This is a genomic window from Streptomyces sp. NBC_00122, assembly GCF_045160845.1.
Classification (GTDB): domain Bacteria; phylum Actinomycetota; class Actinomycetes; order Streptomycetales; family Streptomycetaceae; genus Streptomyces.
Genome location: NZ_CP108191.1, coordinates 4427764 through 4449012 on the forward strand (window position 1 = coordinate 4427764; position 21249 = coordinate 4449012).

Below are 21249 nucleotides of genomic sequence, written 5' to 3' on the forward strand. Positions count from 1 at the left end.
AAAGTTCACAGCTTCTCCTCCGAGGCCTGTACGTACACCGCGCCCTGGCCGGACAGCTCCAGCTGGAACGCCTCGCCCGAGCCGCGCCCCACCATGTCCCGCCAGCCGAGCGCGGTGGAGAGCTTGTTGCGTACGTCCCCGTGGTGGGCGACGTACGCCTGCGGGTCCACGTGGACCGGGCGCTGGGGGGTGATGGGGAGCTCGATGACCCCACCGTGCGCCATCACGGCGACCGCGCCGTGCCCCTTGAGCGTGGTGGTGAACAGCCCCTGGCCGGTCACCTGGCCGCGGACCATGCCCATGACCCCGCCCTGCGAGCCCATGAACATCGTGCCCTGCTGGAGGTTGCCGTCGAAGGCCAGCAGCCGGTCGGCCTCGACGTAGAGCGTCTCGCCGGTCAGGCTGATCACCTGGATGTGGTGGCCGCCGTGGCCGAACATCACGGTGCCGTTGCCCTCGACCGTCATCAGCGGGGTCTGCTCGTTCGCCACCCGGCGCCCGATCATGCCCATCACCCCGCCCTGACCGCCTGTCAGGCTCGGGGTGAAGGAGACCTCGCCGCGGTACGCGAGCATCGCGCCGCGCTGGCTGTACATCCGCTGCCCGGGGATCACCTGGGCCTCGACCATCTTCGAGTTGATCTCGCGGAACGGCATCAGATGTCGCCCCCGATGGTGTTGCGCTCGCTGGGCTGCACGTAGACCAGGCCCTCGCCCTCGAAGCGGATCTGGAAGGACTCCCCGGAGCCCTCGCCGATCAGGGTGCGGAAGTTGACACCCGACTGGAAGGACTGCTGGAGGTTTCCGGTGTGCGCGATGTACGCCCCCGGGTCGACGGAGAGCGGGTACTGGGCGCTCACGCGCAGCACCACCGCGGGACCGTCGGACATGATCGCCGCCTGGCCCGAGCCCTCGACGGTCGTGGTGAACAGGCCATTGCCGGTCGTCGCGCCGCGCAGACCGGTGAAGGTCGTGCCGGTGCGCAGCCCCGCGTCGGTGCACAGCAGGTTGCTGGACTCGACGTAGAGCTTCTCGCCGCGCAGGTCGACGAGATTGATCTCGCTCGCGCGGTCGGCGAAGAAGCAGGTGCCGTGCCCCTGCACTTCCATCACGGTCATCTGCTCGCCGGTGAGCCGGCGGGTCACCATTCCGCGGAGGCCTTCGCCGCCGCCGGTCATCTTCTTGAAGGCCATCTGACCGTCGTACGCGACCATGGAGCCGTTCTTCGCTTTCACGGCATCCCCGGTCAGGTCGACGGCGAGCACCTTGCTGCCTTGGAGTCGGAACTGAGCCACGGGATGACGTTATCGGCAGTGGGCGGGCACGAACAGGGTCCCGTGGCCGATATACGCCACACCCGGGCGGTAACGGACGCCGAACGGATGCCGTGCGCGCACCTTTCGGCGGCCCGCGGGCAGCGGCCCGGGTCAGGGGCCGGGTCAAGATCACGCAAAAGCGGCTGAGACACTGGGACGCCCTGACCTCCACCCCGAAGGTTCCCCGTGGACATCAAGACCGCCTCCGCCCTGCACCGGCTGCGCCTCATCTCCGTCCCGGAGGCGCTGTCGTTCCCGGCCCTGCTGATCTTCGGCTCGCTGCTGAGCCGGATCTCGGACATCGACTACCTGATGATGCCGCTGGGCATCCTCCACGGGATCCTGTTCGTCATCTACGCGGTCTTCCTGCTGGATGTCTGGAACAAGGCGAAGTGGCCGGTCTCGAAGGTCGCCCTGTTCTTCGGGCTGGCGCTGCTGCCGTTCGGCGGCCTGTACGGCGACCGGCTGCTCAAGCGGGACGAGGCCGACAGTGTGATCGCGGCCCGCGCGCGTGCGGCGGCCGACGCGTGATCGTCGCGTTCTCCGTGACCCCGCTCGGGGTCGGCGAAGAAGTCGGGGAGTACGTGGCCGACGCGGTCCGCGTGGTCCGTGAGTCCGGCCTGCCCAACCGCACCGACGCCATGTTCACCACCGTCGAGGGTCAGTGGGACGAGGTCATGGACGTGGTCCGGCGCGCCGTGGCCGCCGTGGAGGAGCGGGCGCCGCGGGTCTCCTTCATCCTGAAGGCCGACATCCGGCCCGGGGTCTCGGACGGGATGACCTCGAAGGTCGAGACGGTGGAACGCCACCTCGCCGAGGGCTGACGCGCTCACACGGCGTGGATGTGCACGTCCGGCGGATTCAGCACCGCCAGATAAGCAGCGATGTCCTCCGGGTCGCTGGTGAAGATCACGGCGCTGCCGTGCTTCGTGGCTGCCAGGGCCACGCAGGCATCCACCGCGTCGGCCCCTTCTTCGGTGGGAGTCGGGCTGCCCCAGGACGGTGCCGATCCGGCGCCAGTCGGCCAGGCCGAAGCCCGTTGCGCAGGCGACGCACTCAGGCCGGCCCGCCCTGGTTTCGCGCATCGGCGGGGCCGAGCTGCGCGCCTGCGGCACCGTGCAGTCTCTGAGGGCGGTGCCCAGTCCGTGCGCGAGCGCCGCATGCTCGCGGCGACCCCGCTGGCCGGGTTCGCCGACCCGGCGGGACTGGCCCGGGCCGCCGCCGCCTCCTTCGTCGGCATCGAGCTGCACGAGGGCGTGGACCCGCAGGGCGTCGGCCGGGCGCTCGACGCCCTGGAGCAGCTCGCCGGGCTCGCCCAGGCGCTGGAAGGCCTCGGGCCGCTGAGCCAGCGCGCGGTCCGGCACGGACTGCGGCGCGGCGGCCGCGGCTGAGGCGTGCGGCACCGTGCGGGTCAGGGAGCCGGGTCGCCCGTCGTGAGGGCGATGGCCAGTGGAGTGCGCTCGTAGAGGACCTGGTGGCCGTGGCGGGCGGAGACGAGCAGGCCCGCCGCGTGCAGGACCGTCAGGTGCGCCGAGACGGTGGAAGGGGCCAGCCCGAGCCGGTGGGCCAGCGCCGTGGTGGAGGCCGGTTCGTGCAGCGCGCACAGCACATCGGCCCGGGCCCGGCCCAGCAGACGGGCCAGCGCGTGCGGGGTCGGCCCCGCCCGGGCGGTCCACAGCGCGCCGACGCCCCGCGCCGGGTACACCAGCGTCGGCTGCCACGGCGGGTCGTAGCCGCCGACCACCTCCGGCCAGACGAACGCGCTCGGCATCAGCAGCAGCCCCTGCCCGTCCAGCGCGCGGTCGTGGTGCGCGGGCCGCTCGATGGTCAGCGTCGCCGTCTCCTCGTACCAGCGCAGCTCCGGATGGAGCCCGTCGAACAGCGCCTGGAGCCCGCCCGCCGCGAGGCGCCGCGAGTGGAAGACGATGTCCGCCTCCAGCAGTGCCCGCAGCCGCGGCCAGTGCGGGGCGATCAGCGCCTCCCAGGCCCGCTCGGTGAGATCGGCCAGCTCCCGTACCGCCCGCGCCGGATCCGCGAGCATCCGCTGCCCGATGTCGCTCTCCAGGGCGCCCGGGGTGCACACCAGGGAGAGCCGCAGGTCCTCGCGCGCCGCCCGCGGATCGGCCGCGCGCACCCGAGCCAGCTCCTCCTCGAAGGTGACGGAGGGACCGAGCGGCGACGGGCTGAGGAAGTCCGGGTGGTGCCCGGCCCGCGGCATCAGCAGCCACAGCGGACGCAGGTCCAGCCCCTCGGCGGCCGCCCGGACCTGCCGCAGCCACGGCAGGTGGTAGGTCTGCCGGTGCGGCCGCAGCAGGGTCCGTACCGCCTCCTGCGTCTCCCAGCGAGCGGACACGGCGAAGCGGCACCGCAGCAGGTCGCCGGGCCCGAACCGGTAGTGGAAGCCCATCGCGCCCCTCCCCGCCCCTTCGCGTCCCCGTCCGCGTCCCGTCCACCGAAGATTCGTGCGGGGACGAATCTCTACGGCGCCCACCGTAGCCGCGGCGAAGCTGCCGGACATGTCAGCCGTCACCTCCGCCTCCAGCGGCTACCGGGCCGTCTTCCGTACGGGCGAGTTCCGCCCCGTCTTCGCCGCGCACCTGATCTCCGTGCTCGGCGTGGTCGTCGCCGAGATCTCCCTCACCGTCCTCGTCTACCGCGCCACCGGCTCGCCCCTGATGAGCGCGCTCACCTTCGCCCTCGGCTTCCTCCCGTACGCCCTCGGCGGCACCCTGCTCGCCGGGATCGCCGACCGCCACCCCGCCCGGCGCGTGCTCGTCGGCTGCGACCTCCTCTGCGCGGCCTGCGCCGCGGCCATGGCCCTGCCGGGCACCCCCGTCGCGGTGCTCCTCGTACTGCGCTGCGCGATGGCGTTCGTGGCGCCGCTGTTCCAGGGCGCCCGCGCCGCCTCCCTCACCGACATCCTGGGCGCCGGCGACGCCTTCGTCCTCGGCCGCTCACTGCTGCGCATGGTGGCCCAGAGCTCCCAGCTCATCGGCTTCGGCCTCGGCGGGCTGCTGCTCACCGTCCTCGCGCCGCGCGGGGCCATCGGCCTGACCGCCGCCGGATTCCTGGGCTCCGCGCTCCTGCTGGGCCTCGGCACGCGCAGCCGCCCCGCCCGCGGGGGCTCCCGCGAGTCCCCGCTGCGCGGGCTGCGCGCCGTCCTCGGGGACCGCCGTATCCGGGTGCTCACCCTGCTGTTCTGGCTGCCGCCCGTCTTCGTCGTCGTACCGGAGGCCCTGCTCGCCCCCTACGCCGCCGGTCTCGGCTCCGGGACCGTGGCGCTGGGGCTGCTGATGTGCGCGATGCCCGTCGGCACCATCGCCGGCGAACTCTGGGCCGGCTCGGCCCTCACCGCCCGAACGCGTTCCCGGATCACGGGCCCGCTCGTGGCCGCCGGACTGCTGCCGCTGCTCCTGTACGCCGTCCGGCCCGGCGTACCGCTGGCGCTCGCCGCCCTGCTGCTCGCCGGCCTGGCCCACGCCTACACCCTCGGGCTCGACCAGTGGTACGTCGACGCCGTCCCCGAGGAGCTGCGCGGCCGCGCGATGACCCTGCTCAGCACCGGTCTGATGACCCTCCAGGGCGTGGGCATGGCCCTGGCCGGCCTCGCCGCCGAGTTCTTCCCCGTGCACCAGGTCGTCACCGCCGCCGCGATCCTCGGCACGGCCGTCGTCCTGCTGCTGCTCGCCGAACTCCGCGCCTGCGCCCCGGAGCGGGAACGGCCGAGGAGTGAGACGGGACTCGCCGCCAAATGACCGCCCGGTAGGGTCTGTCGCGTGCCCAAGCCGCTCAGCCTTCCCTTCGATCCCATCGCCCGCGCCGACGAGCTCTGGCAGCAGCGCTGGGGGCCGGTGCCCTCGATGGCCGCCATCACCTCGATCATGCGGGCGCACCAGATCCTGCTCGGCGAGGTCGACGCGGTGGTCAAGCCGTACGGTCTGACCTTCGCGCGGTACGAGGCGCTGGTGCTGCTCACCTTCTCCAAGGCCGGCGAACTGCCGATGTCGAAGATCGGCGAGCGGCTGATGGTCCACCCGACGTCGGTGACGAACACCGTCGACCGGCTGGTGCGGTCCGGGCTCGTCGACAAGCGGCCCAACCCGAACGACGGCCGCGGCACCCTCGCCTCCATCACGGACAAGGGCCGCGAGGTCGTCGAGGCCGCCACCCGGGACCTGATGGAGATCGACTTCGGACTCGGCGCGTACGACGCCGAGGAGTGCGCGGAGATCTTCGCGCTGCTGCGCCCGCTGCGGGTCGCCAGCGGGGACTTCGACGAGAAGTAAGCCCCCGTCAAGATCGAGCAAAACGGACGGTTAGTCTCAGTGGCATGAAGAAGAGCGTGCTGACCCGCTACCGGGTGATGGCCTTTGCCACCGCCGTGATGCTGCTGGTGCTGTGCACCTGCATGATTTTCAAGTACGGCTTCGACAAGGGCGCCGATCTGACGTTCGTGGTGTCCCAGGCCCACGGCGTGCTCTTCATGATCTACCTGGTCTTCGCCTTCGACCTGAGCTCGAAGGCCCGCTGGCCCTTCGGCAAGATGCTCTGGGTCATGCTCAGCGGCACCATCCCGCTGGCCGCGTTCTTCGTCGAGCGCAAGGTCCGCGCCGAGATCGAGCCGCTGGTCAGCGGCGGTCTCGCGACCGCCGAGGCCTGATCGTCACAAACCCCCGGGGCATCTCCCGGGGGTTTGCCATCGACATTTACTAGGACGTCCTAGTAAATTCATGGGTATGGACGCAGACGCCATCGAGGAAGGCCGCCTTCGCTGGCAGGCCCGTTACGACAGGGCCCGCAAGCGCGAGGCCGACTTCACCACGCTCTCCGGCGATGCCGTCGAACCGGTCTACGGGCCCCGGCCCGGCGACGCGTACGAGGGATTCGAGCGCATCGGCTGGCCGGGCGAGTACCCGTACACCCGCGGCCTGCACGCCACCGGGTACCGCGGCCGGACCTGGACCATCCGGCAGTTCGCCGGGTTCGGGAAAGCCGAGCAGACCAACGAGCGCTACAAGATGATCCTGGCCGCCGGCGGCGGCGGGCTCTCCGTCGCCTTCGACATGCCCACCCTCATGGGCCGGGACTCCGACGACCCCCGCGCCCTCGGCGAGGTCGGCCACTGCGGGGTCGCCATCGACTCCGCCGCCGACATGGAGGTCCTCTTCAAGGACATCCCGCTCGGTGACGTCACGACCTCGATGACCATCTCGGGCCCAGCCGTGCCCGCCTTCTGCATGTACCTGGTCGCCGCCGAGCGGCAGGGCGTGGACCCCGCCTCCCTCAACGGCACGCTCCAGACGGACATCTTCAAGGAGTACATCGCCCAGAAGGAGTGGCTCTTCGAGCCCGAGCCGCACCTGCGGCTCATCGGCGACCTCATGGAGTACTGCGCGAAGGGCATCCCGGCCTACAAGCCGCTGTCCGTCTCCGGCTACCACATCCGCGAGGCCGGAGCCACGGCCGCGCAGGAGCTCGCGTACACCCTCGCCGACGGCTTCGGCTACGTGGAGCTCGGGCTCTCCCGCGGCCTGGACGTGGACCACTTCGCGTCCGGCCTGTCCTTCTTCTTCGACGCGCACCTCGACTTCTTCGAGGAGATCGCCAAGTTCCGCGCCGCGCGCCGGATCTGGGCCCGCTGGATGAAGGAGGTCTACGGGGCGAAGAGCGAGAAGTCCATGTGGCTGCGCTTCCACACGCAGACCGCCGGGGTCTCCCTCACCGCCCAGCAGCCGTACAACAACGTCGTGCGCACCGCCGTGGAGGCCCTCGCGGCCGTCCTCGGCGGCACCAACTCGCTGCACACCAACGCCCTCGACGAGACCCTCGCGCTGCCGAGCGAGCAGGCGGCCGAGATCGCCCTGCGCACGCAGCAGGTGCTGATGGAGGAGACCGGGGTGGCCAACGTGGCCGACCCGCTGGGCGGTTCCTGGTACGTGGAGCAGCTCACCGACCGCATCGAGGCCGACGCCGAGAAGATCTTCGACCAGATCAAGGAGCGCGGCCTGCGCGCCCACCCGGACGGGCAGCACCCGATCGGGCCGATCACCTCGGGCATCCTGCGCGGCATCGAGGACGGCTGGTTCACCGGGGAGATCGCCGAGTCGGCCTTCCAGTACCAGCGGGCGCTGGAGAAGGGCGACAAGCGGGTCGTCGGCGTCAACGTCCACCACGGGTCGGTCACCGGGGACCTGGAGATCCTGCGGGTCAGCCACGAGGTGGAGAAGGTACAGGTACGGGAGCTGGCCGAGCGCAAGGACCGGCGCGACGACGCCAAGGTGTCCGGGGCGCTGGCCGCGATGCTGGAGGCCGCCCGGGACGGGTCGAACATGATCCCGGCCATGCTGGACGCGGCGCGGGCCGAGGCCACGATGGGCGAGATCTGCAACGTGCTGCGCGAGGAGTGGGGCACCTACACCGAGCCGCCCGGCTTCTGAGACCCCGTCGGCCGGAAAGGCCGGTCATGGCGCCCTACGGTGGCGGCATGGCCGGCCCTTCCGCTGTTTCGATCAACCGCGCCGTGCCCGGCGTGAGCGTCCGCGTGGTGATGCAGACCGGCTGCGGACCGTACGCGTACGTCGTCGTCGACTTCGAACCGCCCGGCCCGGACGGCGGGCAGGAGTTCCTGTACACCGTGCCCGACGCGCGGCTGCCGCACGAGTTCCTGCCCGCGGTGTGGGAGGGCATCCGGGAAGGGCTCGGCGCAGTGGCGGCCACCGTGCTGCTCACCGACGGGGGCTTCCACGAGGTCGACTCCAGGGACTACGGCTACTGGCTGGCCGGCCGCGAGGCGGGCGAGCCGCCCTCGCGGCCTCGGGGCTCGGACCCCCGCCGCAGGACCAGGGCCGGCAGATCCGGGTGAACTGGCCGGGGAAGCCCCGGCCGAAGCCGAAGGAGGGCGCCTGACCCCGCCCCGCGTCAGGGCTGGGCCGGGCCCCGGAGGCCGTGCATCAGGAGCGCCGTGAAGGTGGACACCCAGAGCTCGTCCACCGGTTCGGAGCTCACCAGCGCGCGGTGCACCACGGTGCCCGCGATCACGTCGAAGATCAGGTCGGTGGTGCGGCCCGTGAGGGACTCGTCCTCCTCGTACGGGAGTTCCCCGCGCGCCTGGGCCCGCTCGCGCCCCAGTACGACGAGACGTTTCTGCCGGTCCACGATGGCCGACCGGATCCGGCAGCGCAGGGCCTCGTCCCGGGTGGACTCGGCGACCACCGCCATCAGGGCCGTACGGGCCTCCGGGCGCCGCAGCAGCTCCGCGAACTGCAGGACCACGTACTCGACGTCGGCTTCGAGGGAACCGCGGTCGGGCAGTTCCAGCGAGTCGAAGAGTTCCGCGACCGCGTCCACGACCAGCTCGTTCTTGCCCGCCCAGCGCCGGTACAGGGTGGTCTTGGCCACGCCGGCCCGCACCGAGACATCGCCCATCGTCAGCTTCGACCAGCCCAGATCCACCAGCGCGTCCCGCGTCGCGGCGAGGATGGCGGCGTCCGCGGTGGCGCTGCGGGGGCGGCCGGTCCGGCCAGGGCTGGGGTTGCGCATGGCCGAGACCATACCCGCCGGTAGCCGACCGGGCCGCTGTGGTTCAGATCACGGGGCGCCGTGGGGCCGGGAGGAGTTACGCTACGGCTCGTAGCGTAAGAGCGACAACCACGCGAAGGGCTACTGGCGCCAGGTGGGGACCCGGCGCCGCACCGTTTCGACGGTCGCGACGAGGTAATTCTCGCGATCTTTTTCGTCGGCGCGCGCATACGGGGGAGGATGTACGCATGCAGCCCAGAAACATGTCCATGAGCGGCGTCGTCGACCTCGCCGCGGTGAAGGCGGCCGGCGAGGCCAAGGCCAAGGCCGAGCAGGCCCGCGCCGAATCGGCGCGGCAGGCGGCACAGGGCGGCGGGACCGGCCCGGCCGCCGGCGCCGTGCCGCCGTCCGCGCTCGTCATCGACGTAGACGAGGCCGGCTTTGAACGCGATGTGCTCCAGCTCTCCGCCGAGGTCCCGGTCGTCCTGGACTTCTGGGCCGAGTGGTGCGAGCCGTGCAAGCAGCTCAGCCCGCTCCTGGAGCGCCTGACCGTCGAGGCGAACGGCCGGCTCGTACTGGCCAAGGTCGACGTGGACGCCAACCAGATGCTGATGCAGCAGTTCGGCATCCAGGGCATCCCGGCCGTCTTCGCCGTGGTCGCGGGCCAGGTGCTGCCGCTGTTCCAGGGCGTGGCCCCCGAGCAGCAGATCCGCGAGACCCTCGCCCAGCTGGTCCAGGTCGCCGAGGAGCGCTTCGGGATCATCGGCATCGAGGTGGACCCGAACGCCGAGGGTGCGGCCCCGGCCGCCGAGGCCGAGGTCCCGGCCGGTCCGTACGACGCCCTGCTGGAAGCGGCCGTCGCCGCGCTGGACGCCGGTGACCTGAGCGGCGCGGTGCAGGCGTACAAGAACGTGCTCTCCGACGACCCGGCCAACAGCGAGGCCAAGCTGGGCCTGGCCCAGACGGAACTCCTCATCCGGGTCCAGGGCATGAACCCGCAGGCGGTGCGCACCGCGGCCGCCGAGAACCCGCGCGACCCGGCGGCGCAGATCGCCGCGGCCGACCTCGATCTGGTCGGCGGGCACGTCGAGGACGCCTTCGGGCGCCTGGTGGACACCGTGCGCGTGACGTTCGGTGACGACCGGGACGCCGTACGGCTGCGCCTGCTGGAGCTGTTCGAGGTCATCGGCGCGGACGACCCGCGGGTGTCGGCGGCGCGTACGGCACTGGCGCGGGTGCTGTTCTAGGAGCGGCTCCAGGAGCGGCTCCGAGAGCCGCCGCGAAGGCCGGTGGACCACCGGCGATTTATTGACACAGAGAGAAACAGCGGCCGCGCTTTGCCAAAACTTGGCAATTGCGGCCGCTGTTACTCGCAGTAAGCCGAACCCCGTGAACTGTCCGGTGTGTTCACTCTTCCCCCGTTCTGTCGTGGCCCTCGGTGACACCCTGTGTTGCTGCCCGACAACAGGAGGCAGCACCCCGGTTATCTGGCCGTTACCCGCCAGTAACGACCCCCCTTGTGCCCCGGCCGGGAATGGACCACGATCGGCGACGCTCGGTCCTTCCCGCAGAGCCGCTCACCCGGAGCCGCGGTGGAGGGTCCCCACCGAGCCGGCCGGTGGCAGTGGCACCGGCCGTGGGACAGGGGGGTCTCTGCCGCACGGCAGGGCCTGTCCTCCAGGTTGCGCGAACGCGTGGCCCAGTGGTTGTCGCTCGGGGGTGATCGCCGGTGTACGGGACGTGGCACAGCCGCGGCCGGGCCGCCAGCGCTCCTTCCCGAGGACGTAGCACTTCTCCCATCCCAGGACGGGTACGGCCCGGACCGGAGATGTACGTCCGAGAAGGAGGAACGAATAATGAGTTCTCAGGTTCGTGGCGGGACCAGATGGAAGCGCTTCGCGCTCGTCATGGTGCCGAGCATCGCGGCCACCGCCGCGGTCGGTGTGGGTCTGGCGCAGGGTGCCCTCGCGGCGTCCTTCAGCGTCTCCGGCCAGGACTTCAAGGTCTCGGCCGACAAGCTCGACGGTGACAACCTCATCCAGTACGGCGGCATTGCCAAGGGGCACGACCTGAAGACCGGCAAGGAGGTTGACCACCCGGTCACCATCTCCGGGTTCAGCCACGCCGAGATCACCAACATGTGCCAGTCCCTGGTCACCCCGACGCCGCTGGGCAACATCACGCTCCAGCTGCGTACGGGCCACAAGGGCAAGCCGGCCGTCGCCGACAACATCTACCTGGATGTTGCCGAGCTCGACACCGACGCCGAGTTCACCAACCTGGACATCGGTGTCGCGGTCGGTGACGCGAGCCACAAGACCAAGCCGCAGGCCGGCACGGTCTCCAGCCCGTACGCGTTCTCGCAGCGCGCGGACAAGGCGATCCTGTCGAACGTGCGCCAGAAGGCGTGGGCGACGACGGCGGGCACCTTCCGGCTGCCCGACCTCAAGCTGCGCCTCATGGGCGGCGACCAGCCGTGCTACCAGGACGAGAAGTAATCCGTCCCGGCGAGTGACCGGAGGGGCGGCCGGCGGCGCGAGTCGCCGTCCGCCCCGTCCGGGCTCCACAGAGTTCTCAAGTACCACCGTTTCCAGGGAGCTGTTGTCCATGAACCCCCAGGCCCCGGTTTACGTTCGCGCCGAAGATGACGCCTGGCTCACCGCGGTGTACTACCGCTTCCACGCGTGGAGCGGCCGCCGTCCGTTCTGGGCCGGGCTGTTCACGTTCCTCGGCGGCTTCCCGATCGCGTACTTCCCGTACGCGGACCTCCGGCTGGGCAACGTCAGTCTGGCGATGGCCACCACGGGTGGCGCCGGCGCGCTGATCATCGGCGTCCTGCTGATCACGCTCGGCCTGGCCTTGTGGTTCCAGCAGGCCATCCGCGTCTTCGCCGGTGTCGCCGCGATCCTGCTCGCCCTGGTCTCGCTCCCGGTGTCCAACCTCGGCGGCTTCTTCATGGGCTTCCTCCTCTCCATGCTCGGCGGCGCCCTCGCCCTGTCGTGGGCCCCTGGTCAGCCGGTGGAAGAGGCCCCGGTCGACCAGCGGCCCGCCCCGGTGGACATGGGCAAGGCGGAGTCGGCGGTCGGCCCCCAGGGCTTCCCCGCACACCGTGAGACGGAAACGGCACACGCGAGCGAGACGACTGCCCACGCCGATGGCGGGAGGAACAGTGCGGGGTGACGAGACGCAGCGGGGCGTGGCCCCAGGCGCAGAGTCCCGCGAGATCAAGGGGCCGCGGCATGCGGCGCCCAGGAAATCGCTGCTGAACAAGCTCCAGATACCCGTCGGCAAGACGATGGCGCTGGCGGCCATGCCGACGGCCGTGTTCGTCGGGATGGGCATGGCGCCCAAGCTGGCCGTGGCCGACGAGAAGGACATCCCCTTCGCGCCCGGCCCGTGCGTGACGCGGTCCGACGAGCCAGCCGAGTCGGCGTCCCCGACGCCCTCGACGTCGCCTTCGCCTTCGCCGAGCGCGTCGGCCAGTGCGAGCCCCTCGCCGTCCGCGTCGGGTTCCGCGAAGCCGAAGCCGAGCACGTCCCCGTCCCCGTCGGCGACCAAGCCCGCGGCCGACAAGCAGGCCGACGCCCCGGCGCCGAAGACGTCCCCGTCCGCGACCCCGTCGCCGACCAAGACCACGAACCCGCTGGACCCGCTGGGTCTCGGCGACGCGCTCAAGGGCCTGGTCGACGAGCTCGGCAACCCGCTCAAGGACGCGAAGACGCCGGTGACCCCGACGCCCGCGCCCTCCACGACCGCTCCGCAGACGCCTGCCCCGGCCCCGTCCAAGGCTGCGGACCCGGCGGCGGACGCGATCCGCGACGCGGCGAAGAACGCCGGCGTCGACGTCAAGGAGCTGTCCGACGAGGTCAAGGACACCGCCAAGACCCCGAAGGACGAGACGGGCGAGGGCAAGGCCGACGACGACAAGGCCAAGACCGAGGAGAAGAAGGACCCGGACGGGAAGGAACCCTTCCCCTGCCCGACCTATGACGCCAAGGCGCTGGCCGACGCCGAGCTGGAGCAGGGCGTCCCGCTCCTGCCGGACGAGCCCTGGTACCTGGACAGCTCCCTGCTGACCCTCTACGGCCTTGACTACCACGGCATCGTCGAGGTGAAGACGGCCGGCGGCAAGACCAAGAAGGTCCTGAAGTTCACCGCGGACTCGCTGGACATCAAGGACCTCTACCAGACGGTCGGCAAGGAGGGGAACGTCGCCCACCTGAAGTCCCGTCCGGGCTCCACGTCCAAGATCCGCGGCGGCACGGTGACGATGTACACCGAGAGCCTCAAGGGCAACCTCTTCGGCCTGATCCCGATCGAGTTCACCCCGAACAGCCCGCCGCCGCTGAACGTCCCGTTCGCGTTCTTCACGAACGTCAAGGTCGTCCAGGCCGGCCAGTTCGGCGGCACGCTCACCGTTCCGGGCCTGAAGAACTACATCGGCCCGCCGGAGTAACGGTCCCGCACAGGCCTGAGGCCCGCTCCCCACAGGGAGCGGGCCTCAGTCGTGCGTGTGGTGCTCAGGCGTCGAACCGCGGCAGGACCTCGGTGTTCATCCCGTACTCGTCGAAGATGCCCACCAGCGCGCGGGTCATGGCTTCCACACCGGGTTCGCGGACGATCACCAGATCCTTGACCTGGAGGTAGGAACCGTCGGCGCAGAAACACCGAGGGCGGCACCCCGATCCTCCTCGGGATCGGGGTGCCGCCCTCGGTCTCTGTGCGGCAGAGTTCAGGCGGTGGGTGGGGGACTTCCCAGCGGTGGCCGGGGGAGTCAGTCGCGCTCGCCGCCGCCCAGGTGGTGGACGCGGACCATGTTGGTGGTGCCCGGGACGCCGGGGGGCGAGCCGGCGGTGATGATCATGGTGTCGCCCGGGTTGTGGCGGCCCAGCTTGAGCAGCTCGCCGTCCACCAGGTCGACCATCGCGTCGGTGTTGTTCACGTGCGGGACGATGTAGGACTCGACGCCCCAGCTCAGCGTGAGCTGGTTGCGGGTGTTGGCGTCGGTGGTGAAGGCCAGGATCGGCTGGGTCACGCGGTAGCGCGACAGCCGGCGGGCCGTGTCACCGGACTGGGTGAAGGCGATGAGCGCCTTGCCGTCGAGGAAGTCCGCGATCTCGCAGGCCGCGCGGGCGACGGAGCCGCCCTGGGTGCGGGGCTTCTTGCCCGGGACCAGCGGCTGGAGGCCCTTGGAGAGGAGCTCCTCCTCGGCCGCCGTGACGATCTTCGACATCGTCTTGACCGTCTCGATCGGGTACGCGCCGACCGAGGACTCGGCCGACAGCATGACCGCGTCCGCGCCGTCGAGGATCGCGTTGGCGACGTCGGACGCCTCCGCGCGCGTCGGGCGGGAGTTGGTGATCATCGACTCCATCATCTGGGTCGCGACGATCACCGGCTTGGCGTTGCGGCGGCACATCTCGATGAGCCGCTTCTGGACCATCGGGACCTTCTCGAGCGGGTACTCGACGGCCAGGTCGCCACGGGCCACCATGACCGCGTCGAAGGCGTCGACCACGGCCGCCATGTTCTCGACGGCCTGCGGCTTCTCGACCTTGGCGATGACGGGGACCCGGCGGCCCTCCTCGTCCATGACCTTGTGGACGTCCTTGACGTCGTTGGCGTCGCGGACGAAGGACAGGGCGACCATGTCGCAGCCCATCCGCAGGGCGAAGCGGAGGTCGTCGACGTCCTTCTCCGACAGGGCGGGGACGTTGACGGCGGCACCCGGCAGGTTGATGCCCTTGTGGTCCGAGATGACACCGCCCTCGATGACGATGGTCCTGACCTGGGGGCCGTCGACCTCGGTCACCCGGAGCTCGACGTTGCCGTCGTTGATCAGGATCTGGTCGCCCTTGGAGACGTCACCCGGCAGACCCTTGTAGGTCGTGCCGCAGATGGACTTGTCGCCCGGGACGTCGTCGGTGGTGATGGTGAACTCGTCACCGCGCACCAGCTCGACGGGGCCCTCGGCGAAGGTCTCCAGACGGATCTTCGGGCCCTGGAGGTCGGCGAGGACGCCGACGGCGCGCCCGGTGTCCTCGGAGACCTTCCGGACGCGGTCGTACCGCTCCTGGTGTTCTGCCTGGGACCCGTGGCTGAAGTTGAATCGGGCCACGTTCATACCTGCCTCGATGAGCGCTTTCAGCTGCTCATACGAGTCGACGGCGGGGCCCAGCGTGCAGACGATTTTGGAACGGCGCATGACTGGATCCTATCGGTTTGTTTCGTAGCGGAATATTCCGTCTGGCGGAAAGTCCAAGTGACTAGTGAGTAACCAGCGCATACGCCTGGGTGGCGATCTCCAGTTCCTCATCCGTCGGGACCACGGCGACGGCCACCCGGGCAGAGTCCGCCGAGACCAGCCGCGGCTCGGGCGAGCGCACCGCGTTGGCCTCCAGGTCCAGCACCAGGCCCAGCTCGGCCAGGCCGTCCACCGCAGCTTCCCGGACCTGGTGGGCGTTCTCGCCGACCCCGGCCGTGAACGCCACCGCGTCCACCCGGCCGAGCACCGCCGAGTAGGCGCCGATGTACTTCTTCAGGCGGTGGACGTACGCCGCGAAGGCGGTGCTCGCCGCCTCGTCGCCCTCGCCCGCCCGCCGCAGCACTTCGCGCATGTCGTTGTCGCCGCACATGCCCAGCAGACCGCTCTTCTTGTTCAGGAGCGAATCGATCTCATCCACCGAGAGGCCGCCCACCCGCGCCAGGTGGAAGACGACCGCCGGATCCAGATCGCCTGAACGGGTCCCCATGACCAGACCCTCCAGCGGGGTCAGGCCCATGGACGTCTCCACGCACACCCCGCCGCGGACGGCCGAGGCCGAGGCGCCGTTGCCCAGGTGCAGCACGATCACGTTCACGTCCTCCACCGGCCGGCCCAGCAGCGCGGCCGTCGCCCGGGAGACGTAGGCGTGTGAGGTGCCGTGGAAGCCGTACCGCCGGATGGCGTACTTGTCGGCGGTCGCGGCGTCGATCGCGTACCGCGCCACGTACTCCGGCATCGTGGAGTGGAAGGCCGTGTCGAAGACGGCCACCTGCGGGATGTCCCCGCGCAGCCCGCGCGCCACCTCGATGCCCGTCACGTTCGCCGGGTTGTGCAGCGGGGCCAGCGGGATCAGGCTGCGGATCTCCGCCAGCACCTCGTCGTCGATGACGGTCGGCTGCGTGAACCTCGTCCCGCCGTGCACCACCCGGTGCCCCACCGCGGCCAGTTCGGGAGAGTCCAGGCCCGTCCCGTCGGCGGCCAGCTCCGCCGCTACGGCCCCCAGGGCCGCCTCGTGGTCGGCGATCCGGCCGAGCCGCTCCCGCTTGCCGCCCGCGGCGCCCGGCCCGGTCAGCGGCTCGTGCACCAGCCGGGAGGTCTCCTCCCCGACGCGCTCCACCAGGCCGACGGCGAGCCGGGAGCGGTCCGCCATGTCGAGGAGCTGGTACTTGACCGACGAGGAGCCGGAGTTGAGGACGAGTACGCGCGATGCGGTCACGGTGGAGGTCTTTCCTTGTCGCGGTCGGTGGTGGGGGGAGGTCAGGCGGTGGGCGCGGCCGCGCCCTGCGCCTGGATCGCGGTGATGGCCACCGTGGTGACGATGTCCTGGACGAGCGCGCCGCGCGAGAGGTCGTTGACCGGCTTGCGCAGGCCCTGGAGCACCGGGCCTACCGCCACGGCGCCCGCCGAGCGCTGCACGGCCTTGTACGTGTTGTTGCCGGTGTTGAGGTCGGGGAAGATCAGCACGCTCGCGCGGCCGGCCACCTCGGAGCCGGGCAGCTTCGTCGCGGCGACCGAGGGTTCCACGGCCGCGTCGTACTGGATCGGGCCCTCGACGGCGAGGTCGGGGCGCAGCTCGCGGACGAGCTCGGTGGCCTTGCGGACCTTGTCCACGTCCGCGCCGCTGCCCGAGGTGCCGGTCGAGTACGAGAGCATCGCGATGCGCGGCTCGACGCCGAAGGCGGCGGCGGTGGCGGCCGACTGGACGGCGATGTCGGCGAGCTGCTCGGCGTCGGGGTCGGGATTGACGGCGCAGTCGCCGTAGACGAGGACCTGGTCGGCCAGGCACATGAAGAAGACCGACGAGACGATGGACGCGTCCGGCTTCGTCTTGATGATCTCGAAGGCGGGGCGGATGGTCGCCGCGGTGGAGTGCACCGAGCCGGAGACCATTCCGTCGGCCAGGCCTTCCTGGACCATCAGGGTGCCGAAGTAATTGGCGTCGGCGACCACGTCGTTGGCCAGCTCGACGGTCATGCCCTTGTGTGCGCGGGCCTTGGCGTAGTACTCGGCGAAACGTTCCCGCAGGGGGGAGGTCGCCGGGTCGATGAGCTGCGCGGCCGAGATGTCGATGCCGAGGTCGGCGGCCTTCTTCAGGATCGCCGGCTCCTCGCCCAGCAGGGTCAGCTCGCAGACCCCCCGGCGCAGCACCACGTCCGCGGCGCGCAGCACCCGCTCCTCGGTGCCCTCGGGCAGCACCACGCGGCGCCGCTCGGAGCGGGCCCGCTCCAGCAGCTCGTGCTCGAACATCATCGGGGTGACGCGCTCCGAGCGGGTCACCGACAGCAGGTCGCGCAGCTCGCCGGTGTCCACGTGCCGCTCGAAGAGGCCGAGCGCGGTCTCCAGCTTGCGCGGGGTCGCGGAGTTCAAGCGGCTCTGCAGCGCGAAGAGTTCGGCGGCGGTCGGGAAGCTGTTGCCGGCGACCGACACCACGGGCGTGCCCGGGGCGAGCTTCGAGGCGAGCGTCAGGATGTCCGGGCCCGGGCGTTCGTTCAGGGTGAGCAGCACACCGGCGATCGGCGGGGTGCCCGAGGTGTGCGCGGCCAGCGCGCCGATGACCAGGTCGGAGCGGTCCCCGGGGGTGACGACCAGGCAGCCGGGGGTCAGGGCGTTCAGGAAGTTCGGCAGCATGGCTCCGCCGAAGACGAAGTCCAGCGCGTCGCGGGCCAGCCCGGCCTCGTCGCCGAGGAGCACCTCGCCGCCGAGCGCGCGGGTGATCTGGGCGACGGTGGGGGCGGACAGCGACTTGTCGTCCGGCAGTACGTAGCAGGGCACGGGGAGCCGGGCGGCCAGGCGCTCGGCTATGAGGTCGCGGTCCTCGGCGGCCACCCGGTTCACCATCATCGCGACGACGTGGCAGCCCAGGCTCTCGTAGGCGCGGTAGGCGTTGCGGGCCTCGGCGCGGACGGCCTCCGCGGGGTGCTTGGTGCCACCCACGACGGGAACGACGACCGCGCCCAGCTCGTTGGCGAGGCGGGCGTTGAGCGCCAGCTCGTCGGGGAGATTGGTGTCGGCGTAGTCGGTGCCGAGGACCAGCATGACCTCGTAGCCGCGGGCCACCCGGTGGTAGCGGTCGACCAGCTGGGAGACCAGCTCGTCGGTGCCCTTCTCGGCGAGGATCACCGAGGCCTCGTCGTACTCCATGCCGTAGGCGGTCGCCGCGTCCTGATCGATCCGGTAGCGGGCCTTGAGCAGATCGAAGAGCCGGTCCGGCCCGTCGTGGAGCAACGGGCGGTAGACGCCGACCCGGCCCGTCTGCCGGGTCAGGAGCTCCATGATCCCGAGCTCGACGACCTGCCGGCCGTCCCCCCGCTCGATGCCGGTCACATACACGCTGCGCGTCACGCCTGCTCTCCATCCCTTGCTGTGAATGTCTGTTTAGTCTGGCTTGACCTCTTGACAATACCTCTGTCGCTGGTTAGGGCGCCCCCCGGGAAAAGGCCTGGCCGGAAGGGTCGAGAGGCCCGGAGGGCGGAGCAGCAGAAGACGCGCGGCACCCCGGGCCCGTGGAAGAATCGGACAGGCTTCACCATTACGCCCTTCATATGTACGGCAGGAGACACAGCACGATGCGTATCGGAGTTCTCACCGCAGGCGGCGACTGTCCGGGCCTCAACGCTGTCATCCGGTCGGTCGTACACCGTGCCATGGTCGGGCACGGAGATGAGGTCATCGGTTTCGAGGACGGATTCAAAGGACTCCTCGACGGGCACTTCCGCCCGCTCGACATCAATGCCGTCAGCGGCATTCTGGCGCGCGGCGGCACGATCCTCGGTTCGGCCCGCATGGAGCGCGCGCGTCTGCACGAGGCCGCCGAGAACGCGCAGGAGCTGGCGAAGCGGTACGGCATCGACGCCCTCATCCCGATCGGCGGCGAGGGCACCCTGACCGCCGCCCGAATGCTGTCGGACGCCGGAATGCCCGTCGTCGGCGTACCGAAGACCATCGACAACGACATCTCCTCCACCGACCGGACCTTCGGCTTCGACACCGCCGTCATGGTCGCCACCGAGGCCATCGACCGCCTGAAGACCACCGCGGAGTCGCACCAGCGCGTCATGGTCGTCGAGGTCATGGGCCGCCACGCGGGCTGGATCGCCCTGGAGTCCGGTATGGCCGGCGGCGCCCACGGGATCTGCCTGCCGGAGCGCCCGTTCGAGGTGGACGCCCTGGTGAAGATGGTGGAGGAACGCTTCGCCCGCGGCAAGAAGTTCGCCGTCGTCTGCATCGCCGAGGGCGCGCACCCGGCCGAGGGTTCCATGCCGTACGAGAAGGGCGCGATCGACCAGTACGGTCACGAGCGCTTCGCCGGCATCGGCAACCGCCTCGCGGTCGAGCTGGAGCACCGCCTGGGCAAGGAGGCCCGGCCGGTCATCCTCGGCCACGTCCAGCGCGGCGGCACCCCCACCGCGTACGACCGCGTGCTCGCGACGCGCTTCGGCTGGCACGCCGTCGAAGCCGTCCACCGCGGCGACTTCGGCAACATGACGGCCCTGCGCGGCACCGACATCGTGATGGCCCCGCTGGCCTCGGCCGTCAGCGAGCTCAAGACCGTCCCCGAGTACCGCATGTACGAGGCCGAGTCGGTGTTCTGACCGCCGCCGCCAGCCCCGGTTTCCGTGCGGCGAGGCCCCGGAGCCCAGTGCTCCGGGGCCTCGCCGCGTCCCGGCCCTTCGCCGGGCGGGCCGGGCCGCCCCGATGTCTCCTATGCCCCGCCGCCCGCGAGGTGCCAGAAGCGGTCCACGATCTCGGCGAGGAACTCCCGGCCCGCGTCGCCGCTGCCCGCCTCACCCTGGCCGCCGCCCCAGCTGAGCGTCGCCACCATCCGCGACTGGTAGTCCCCGTGCAGCTGCTCCAGCACCCGCTCCAGATTGGCCTTGGGGATCGGCAGCAGCTTGCTCAGCGGCTTCACGTACGCCTGCCAGCGCGTGGTCACCGCACTGCGCAGCAGCTCCGCCAGCTCCTCCTGCTTGCCGGTGGCCGCCACGAACTGGGCCAGGGTCAGCCCGAGCACCGTCGCGAGGGAGGCGGACTGCCGCTCGTTGCCCTTCCAGCGCCCGGTGTCCTCCATCTTCTGGTACGAGTTCGCCTCCAGCCCGATCCGCCGGGCCAGCTCCTCGGCGGCCAGCCCCCTGGCGATCCGGTGCTCCCGCAGGGTGACCGGCTCGGCCAGCAGCTCCCCGGGCGAACACCACAGGACGCCGGCGAGGGCCGTGAGCTCGGCCGAGGTGGGCGATATCTCGCCACGCTCCCAGGCCAGCACGGTCTCGGGCGCGACGATCAGTCCGTACTGGGCGCGCAGGCCATAGGCGACATGACCGGGAGCCATGCCCAGGGCCGCGCGCAGGCGACGCGCGGCGGGGGCATTGAAGGGTGGGCTGGAGTGCACACGGCACACCGTAGGAGTGGCCGGGCTGTGGCGACTACAGACCAATCAAACAAGCCCAGAACTCGTAGGAACGTCCTATGGAGTTAGGGGCTTTTATCGGTTTCCTGTGCGACTGTCCGGTAACCGGTGCGACTCGAAGATCGACTGCACCTGTACGGTTCCAGCCAGCGCCCCTCGGCGCAAGACCCCTCACAGCTCCTGCACACACCTGAACCGCACGTCCACCCCGTGCGTGACACCTGTGGGGGCCCTCGCAGACGGGGGTGGCGAGGGCCCCGCCCCCGGCCGCCCGCCCCCCCCTGCTCCTCTTGCCTTGACGTCGGCGTCAAGGAATACGGTCGGTCCATGCGCATCGGCGAACTGGCGGAACGGGCCGGGACCAGCACCCGGACGCTCAGGTACTACGAGTCGCGCGGGCTGCTGCCCGCGCGGCGGGCGGACAACGGCTACCGGACGTACGACGAGGACGACCTGCGGCTGCTGAGCCAGATCCGCACGCTCCAGGACTTCGGCTTCGAACTGGAGGAGACCCGGCCCTTCGTGGACTGCCTGCGGGCAGGCCACCCGGACGGGGACTCCTGCCCGGCCTCGCTCGCCGTGTACCGGCGCAAGCTCGCCGAGCTGGACGGCCTGATCGGCCAGCTCGCCGACGTACGGGACCAGGTCGCGCGCCGGCTGGCCGACGCCGAGGAGGCCGCCGGGGAGGCGGCCGCCCCGCGCTGCGAGATGACGGGCTGAACGGCCCGCACACACGACCGACACAAG

21 protein-coding genes and 1 pseudogene are annotated in these 21249 nt (G+C 70.9%); 14 read left to right on the top strand and 8 right to left on the bottom strand.

Annotation, left to right across the window (positions count from 1 at the left end):
* Positions 1-5: 5 nt before the first annotated feature.
* Positions 6-656, bottom strand: a complete 651-nt coding sequence (locus OG737_RS21170; protein ID WP_328927703.1) for an AIM24 family protein — start codon at positions 654-656, stop codon at positions 6-8.
* Positions 656-1294, bottom strand: a complete 639-nt coding sequence (locus tag OG737_RS21175) for an AIM24 family protein (protein ID WP_328927704.1) — start codon at positions 1292-1294, stop codon at positions 656-658. Before OG737_RS21175 ends, OG737_RS21170 begins: the two co-directional genes overlap by 1 nt.
* 207 nt (positions 1295-1501) lie before the next feature.
* Between OG737_RS21175 and OG737_RS21180 the strand changes: the two genes are divergently transcribed.
* From OG737_RS21180 to OG737_RS21190, 3 genes and pseudogenes are all read left to right on the top strand, one after another.
* Positions 1502-1846, top strand: coding sequence for a DUF3817 domain-containing protein (locus tag OG737_RS21180; protein WP_328927705.1), 345 nt, complete (start codon positions 1502-1504; stop codon positions 1844-1846).
* The gene (locus tag OG737_RS21185) at positions 1843-2139 is read left to right on the top strand and encodes an MTH1187 family thiamine-binding protein (RefSeq protein ID WP_328927706.1); all 297 of its coding nucleotides are present in this window, start codon (positions 1843-1845) and stop codon (positions 2137-2139) included. The genes OG737_RS21180 and OG737_RS21185 overlap by 4 nt, the downstream gene beginning before the upstream one ends.
* Positions 2140-2472: 333 nt before the next feature.
* A pseudogene (locus tag OG737_RS21190) lies at positions 2473-2706 on the top strand (TetR/AcrR family transcriptional regulator); the annotation flags it as partial.
* A 20-nt stretch (positions 2707-2726) separates the two neighbouring features.
* Here OG737_RS21190 and OG737_RS21195 read toward each other — a convergent pair.
* On the bottom strand, positions 2727-3722 hold the full coding sequence (locus OG737_RS21195) for a DUF5937 family protein (RefSeq protein ID WP_328927707.1): 996 nt from the start codon (positions 3720-3722) through the stop codon (positions 2727-2729).
* A 109-nt stretch (positions 3723-3831) separates the two neighbouring features.
* On the opposite strand from OG737_RS21195, the gene OG737_RS21200 reads away from it, so the two are divergent.
* The 5 genes from OG737_RS21200 (at position 3832) to OG737_RS21220 (ending at position 8177) form a co-directional block, all read left to right on the top strand.
* A complete protein-coding gene (locus OG737_RS21200) occupies positions 3832-5070 on the top strand; it encodes an MFS transporter (protein ID WP_328927708.1) in 1239 nt (412 codons plus the stop codon).
* A gap of 21 nt (positions 5071-5091) precedes the next feature.
* Complete coding sequence (locus tag OG737_RS21205; RefSeq protein WP_328927709.1) at positions 5092-5601, top strand: MarR family transcriptional regulator; 510 nt, start codon at positions 5092-5094, stop codon at positions 5599-5601.
* A gap of 44 nt (positions 5602-5645) precedes the next feature.
* A complete protein-coding gene (locus OG737_RS21210; RefSeq protein WP_328927710.1) occupies positions 5646-5975 on the top strand; it encodes a DUF3817 domain-containing protein in 330 nt (109 codons plus the stop codon).
* Positions 5976-6051: 76 nt separating this feature from the next.
* Positions 6052-7752 (top strand): methylmalonyl-CoA mutase, encoded by a 1701-nt coding sequence (locus OG737_RS21215; RefSeq protein ID WP_405921863.1) that lies wholly within the window; start codon positions 6052-6054, stop codon positions 7750-7752.
* 47 nt (positions 7753-7799) lie between these two features.
* Positions 7800-8177: a hypothetical protein gene (locus OG737_RS21220; protein WP_405678483.1), complete on the top strand. Its 378-nt coding sequence runs from the start codon at positions 7800-7802 to the stop codon at positions 8175-8177.
* 56 nt (positions 8178-8233) lie between these two features.
* On the opposite strand, the gene OG737_RS21225 is transcribed toward OG737_RS21220, so the two are convergent.
* The gene (locus OG737_RS21225) at positions 8234-8854 is read right to left on the bottom strand and encodes a TetR/AcrR family transcriptional regulator (protein WP_328927713.1); all 621 of its coding nucleotides are present in this window, start codon (positions 8852-8854) and stop codon (positions 8234-8236) included.
* 227 nt (positions 8855-9081) lie between these two features.
* On the opposite strand from OG737_RS21225, the gene OG737_RS21230 reads away from it, so the two are divergent.
* The 4 genes from OG737_RS21230 to OG737_RS21245 all read left to right on the top strand — a co-directional run bounded on the left by OG737_RS21230 (position 9082) and on the right by OG737_RS21245 (position 13289).
* Positions 9082-10080 carry a tetratricopeptide repeat protein gene (locus OG737_RS21230; RefSeq protein WP_328927714.1) on the top strand — a complete coding sequence of 333 codons (999 nt, stop codon included), beginning with the start codon at positions 9082-9084 and terminating at the stop codon, positions 10078-10080.
* Between the two features lie 609 nt (positions 10081-10689).
* Entirely contained in the window at positions 10690-11331 is a 642-nt protein-coding gene (locus OG737_RS21235) for a DUF6230 family protein (protein ID WP_328927715.1), read from the top strand.
* A 109-nt stretch (positions 11332-11440) separates the two neighbouring features.
* Entirely contained in the window at positions 11441-12013 is a 573-nt protein-coding gene (locus tag OG737_RS21240; protein WP_328927716.1) for a DUF6114 domain-containing protein, read from the top strand.
* Positions 12003-13289, top strand: coding sequence for a hypothetical protein (locus tag OG737_RS21245; RefSeq protein ID WP_328927717.1), 1287 nt, complete (start codon positions 12003-12005; stop codon positions 13287-13289). Before OG737_RS21240 ends, OG737_RS21245 begins: the two co-directional genes overlap by 11 nt.
* Positions 13290-13607: 318 nt before the next feature.
* Here OG737_RS21245 and pyk read toward each other — a convergent pair whose 3' ends face one another.
* From pyk to pta, 3 genes are all read right to left on the bottom strand, one after another.
* Positions 13608-15038: a pyruvate kinase gene (gene pyk / locus OG737_RS21250; protein WP_328927718.1), complete on the bottom strand. Its 1431-nt coding sequence runs from the start codon at positions 15036-15038 to the stop codon at positions 13608-13610.
* 61 nt (positions 15039-15099) lie between these two features.
* Positions 15100-16314, bottom strand: coding sequence for an acetate kinase (locus OG737_RS21255; RefSeq protein ID WP_328927719.1), 1215 nt, complete (start codon positions 16312-16314; stop codon positions 15100-15102).
* A gap of 41 nt (positions 16315-16355) precedes the next feature.
* Positions 16356-18440, bottom strand: coding sequence for a phosphate acetyltransferase (gene pta / locus OG737_RS21260; RefSeq protein ID WP_405678479.1), 2085 nt, complete (start codon positions 18438-18440; stop codon positions 16356-16358).
* Positions 18441-18664: 224 nt separating this feature from the next.
* Between pta and OG737_RS21265 the strand changes: the two genes are divergently transcribed.
* Entirely contained in the window at positions 18665-19690 is a 1026-nt protein-coding gene (locus OG737_RS21265; protein ID WP_328927721.1) for an ATP-dependent 6-phosphofructokinase, read from the top strand.
* A 110-nt stretch (positions 19691-19800) separates the two neighbouring features.
* Here the strand turns inward: OG737_RS21265 and OG737_RS21270 are convergent, their stop codons facing one another.
* Entirely contained in the window at positions 19801-20424 is a 624-nt protein-coding gene (locus OG737_RS21270; protein ID WP_405681353.1) for a helix-turn-helix domain-containing protein, read from the bottom strand.
* 405 nt (positions 20425-20829) lie between these two features.
* On the opposite strand from OG737_RS21270, the gene OG737_RS21275 reads away from it, so the two are divergent.
* The gene (locus tag OG737_RS21275; protein WP_328927722.1) at positions 20830-21222 is read left to right on the top strand and encodes a MerR family transcriptional regulator; all 393 of its coding nucleotides are present in this window, start codon (positions 20830-20832) and stop codon (positions 21220-21222) included.
* Positions 21223-21249 lie beyond the last annotated feature (27 nt).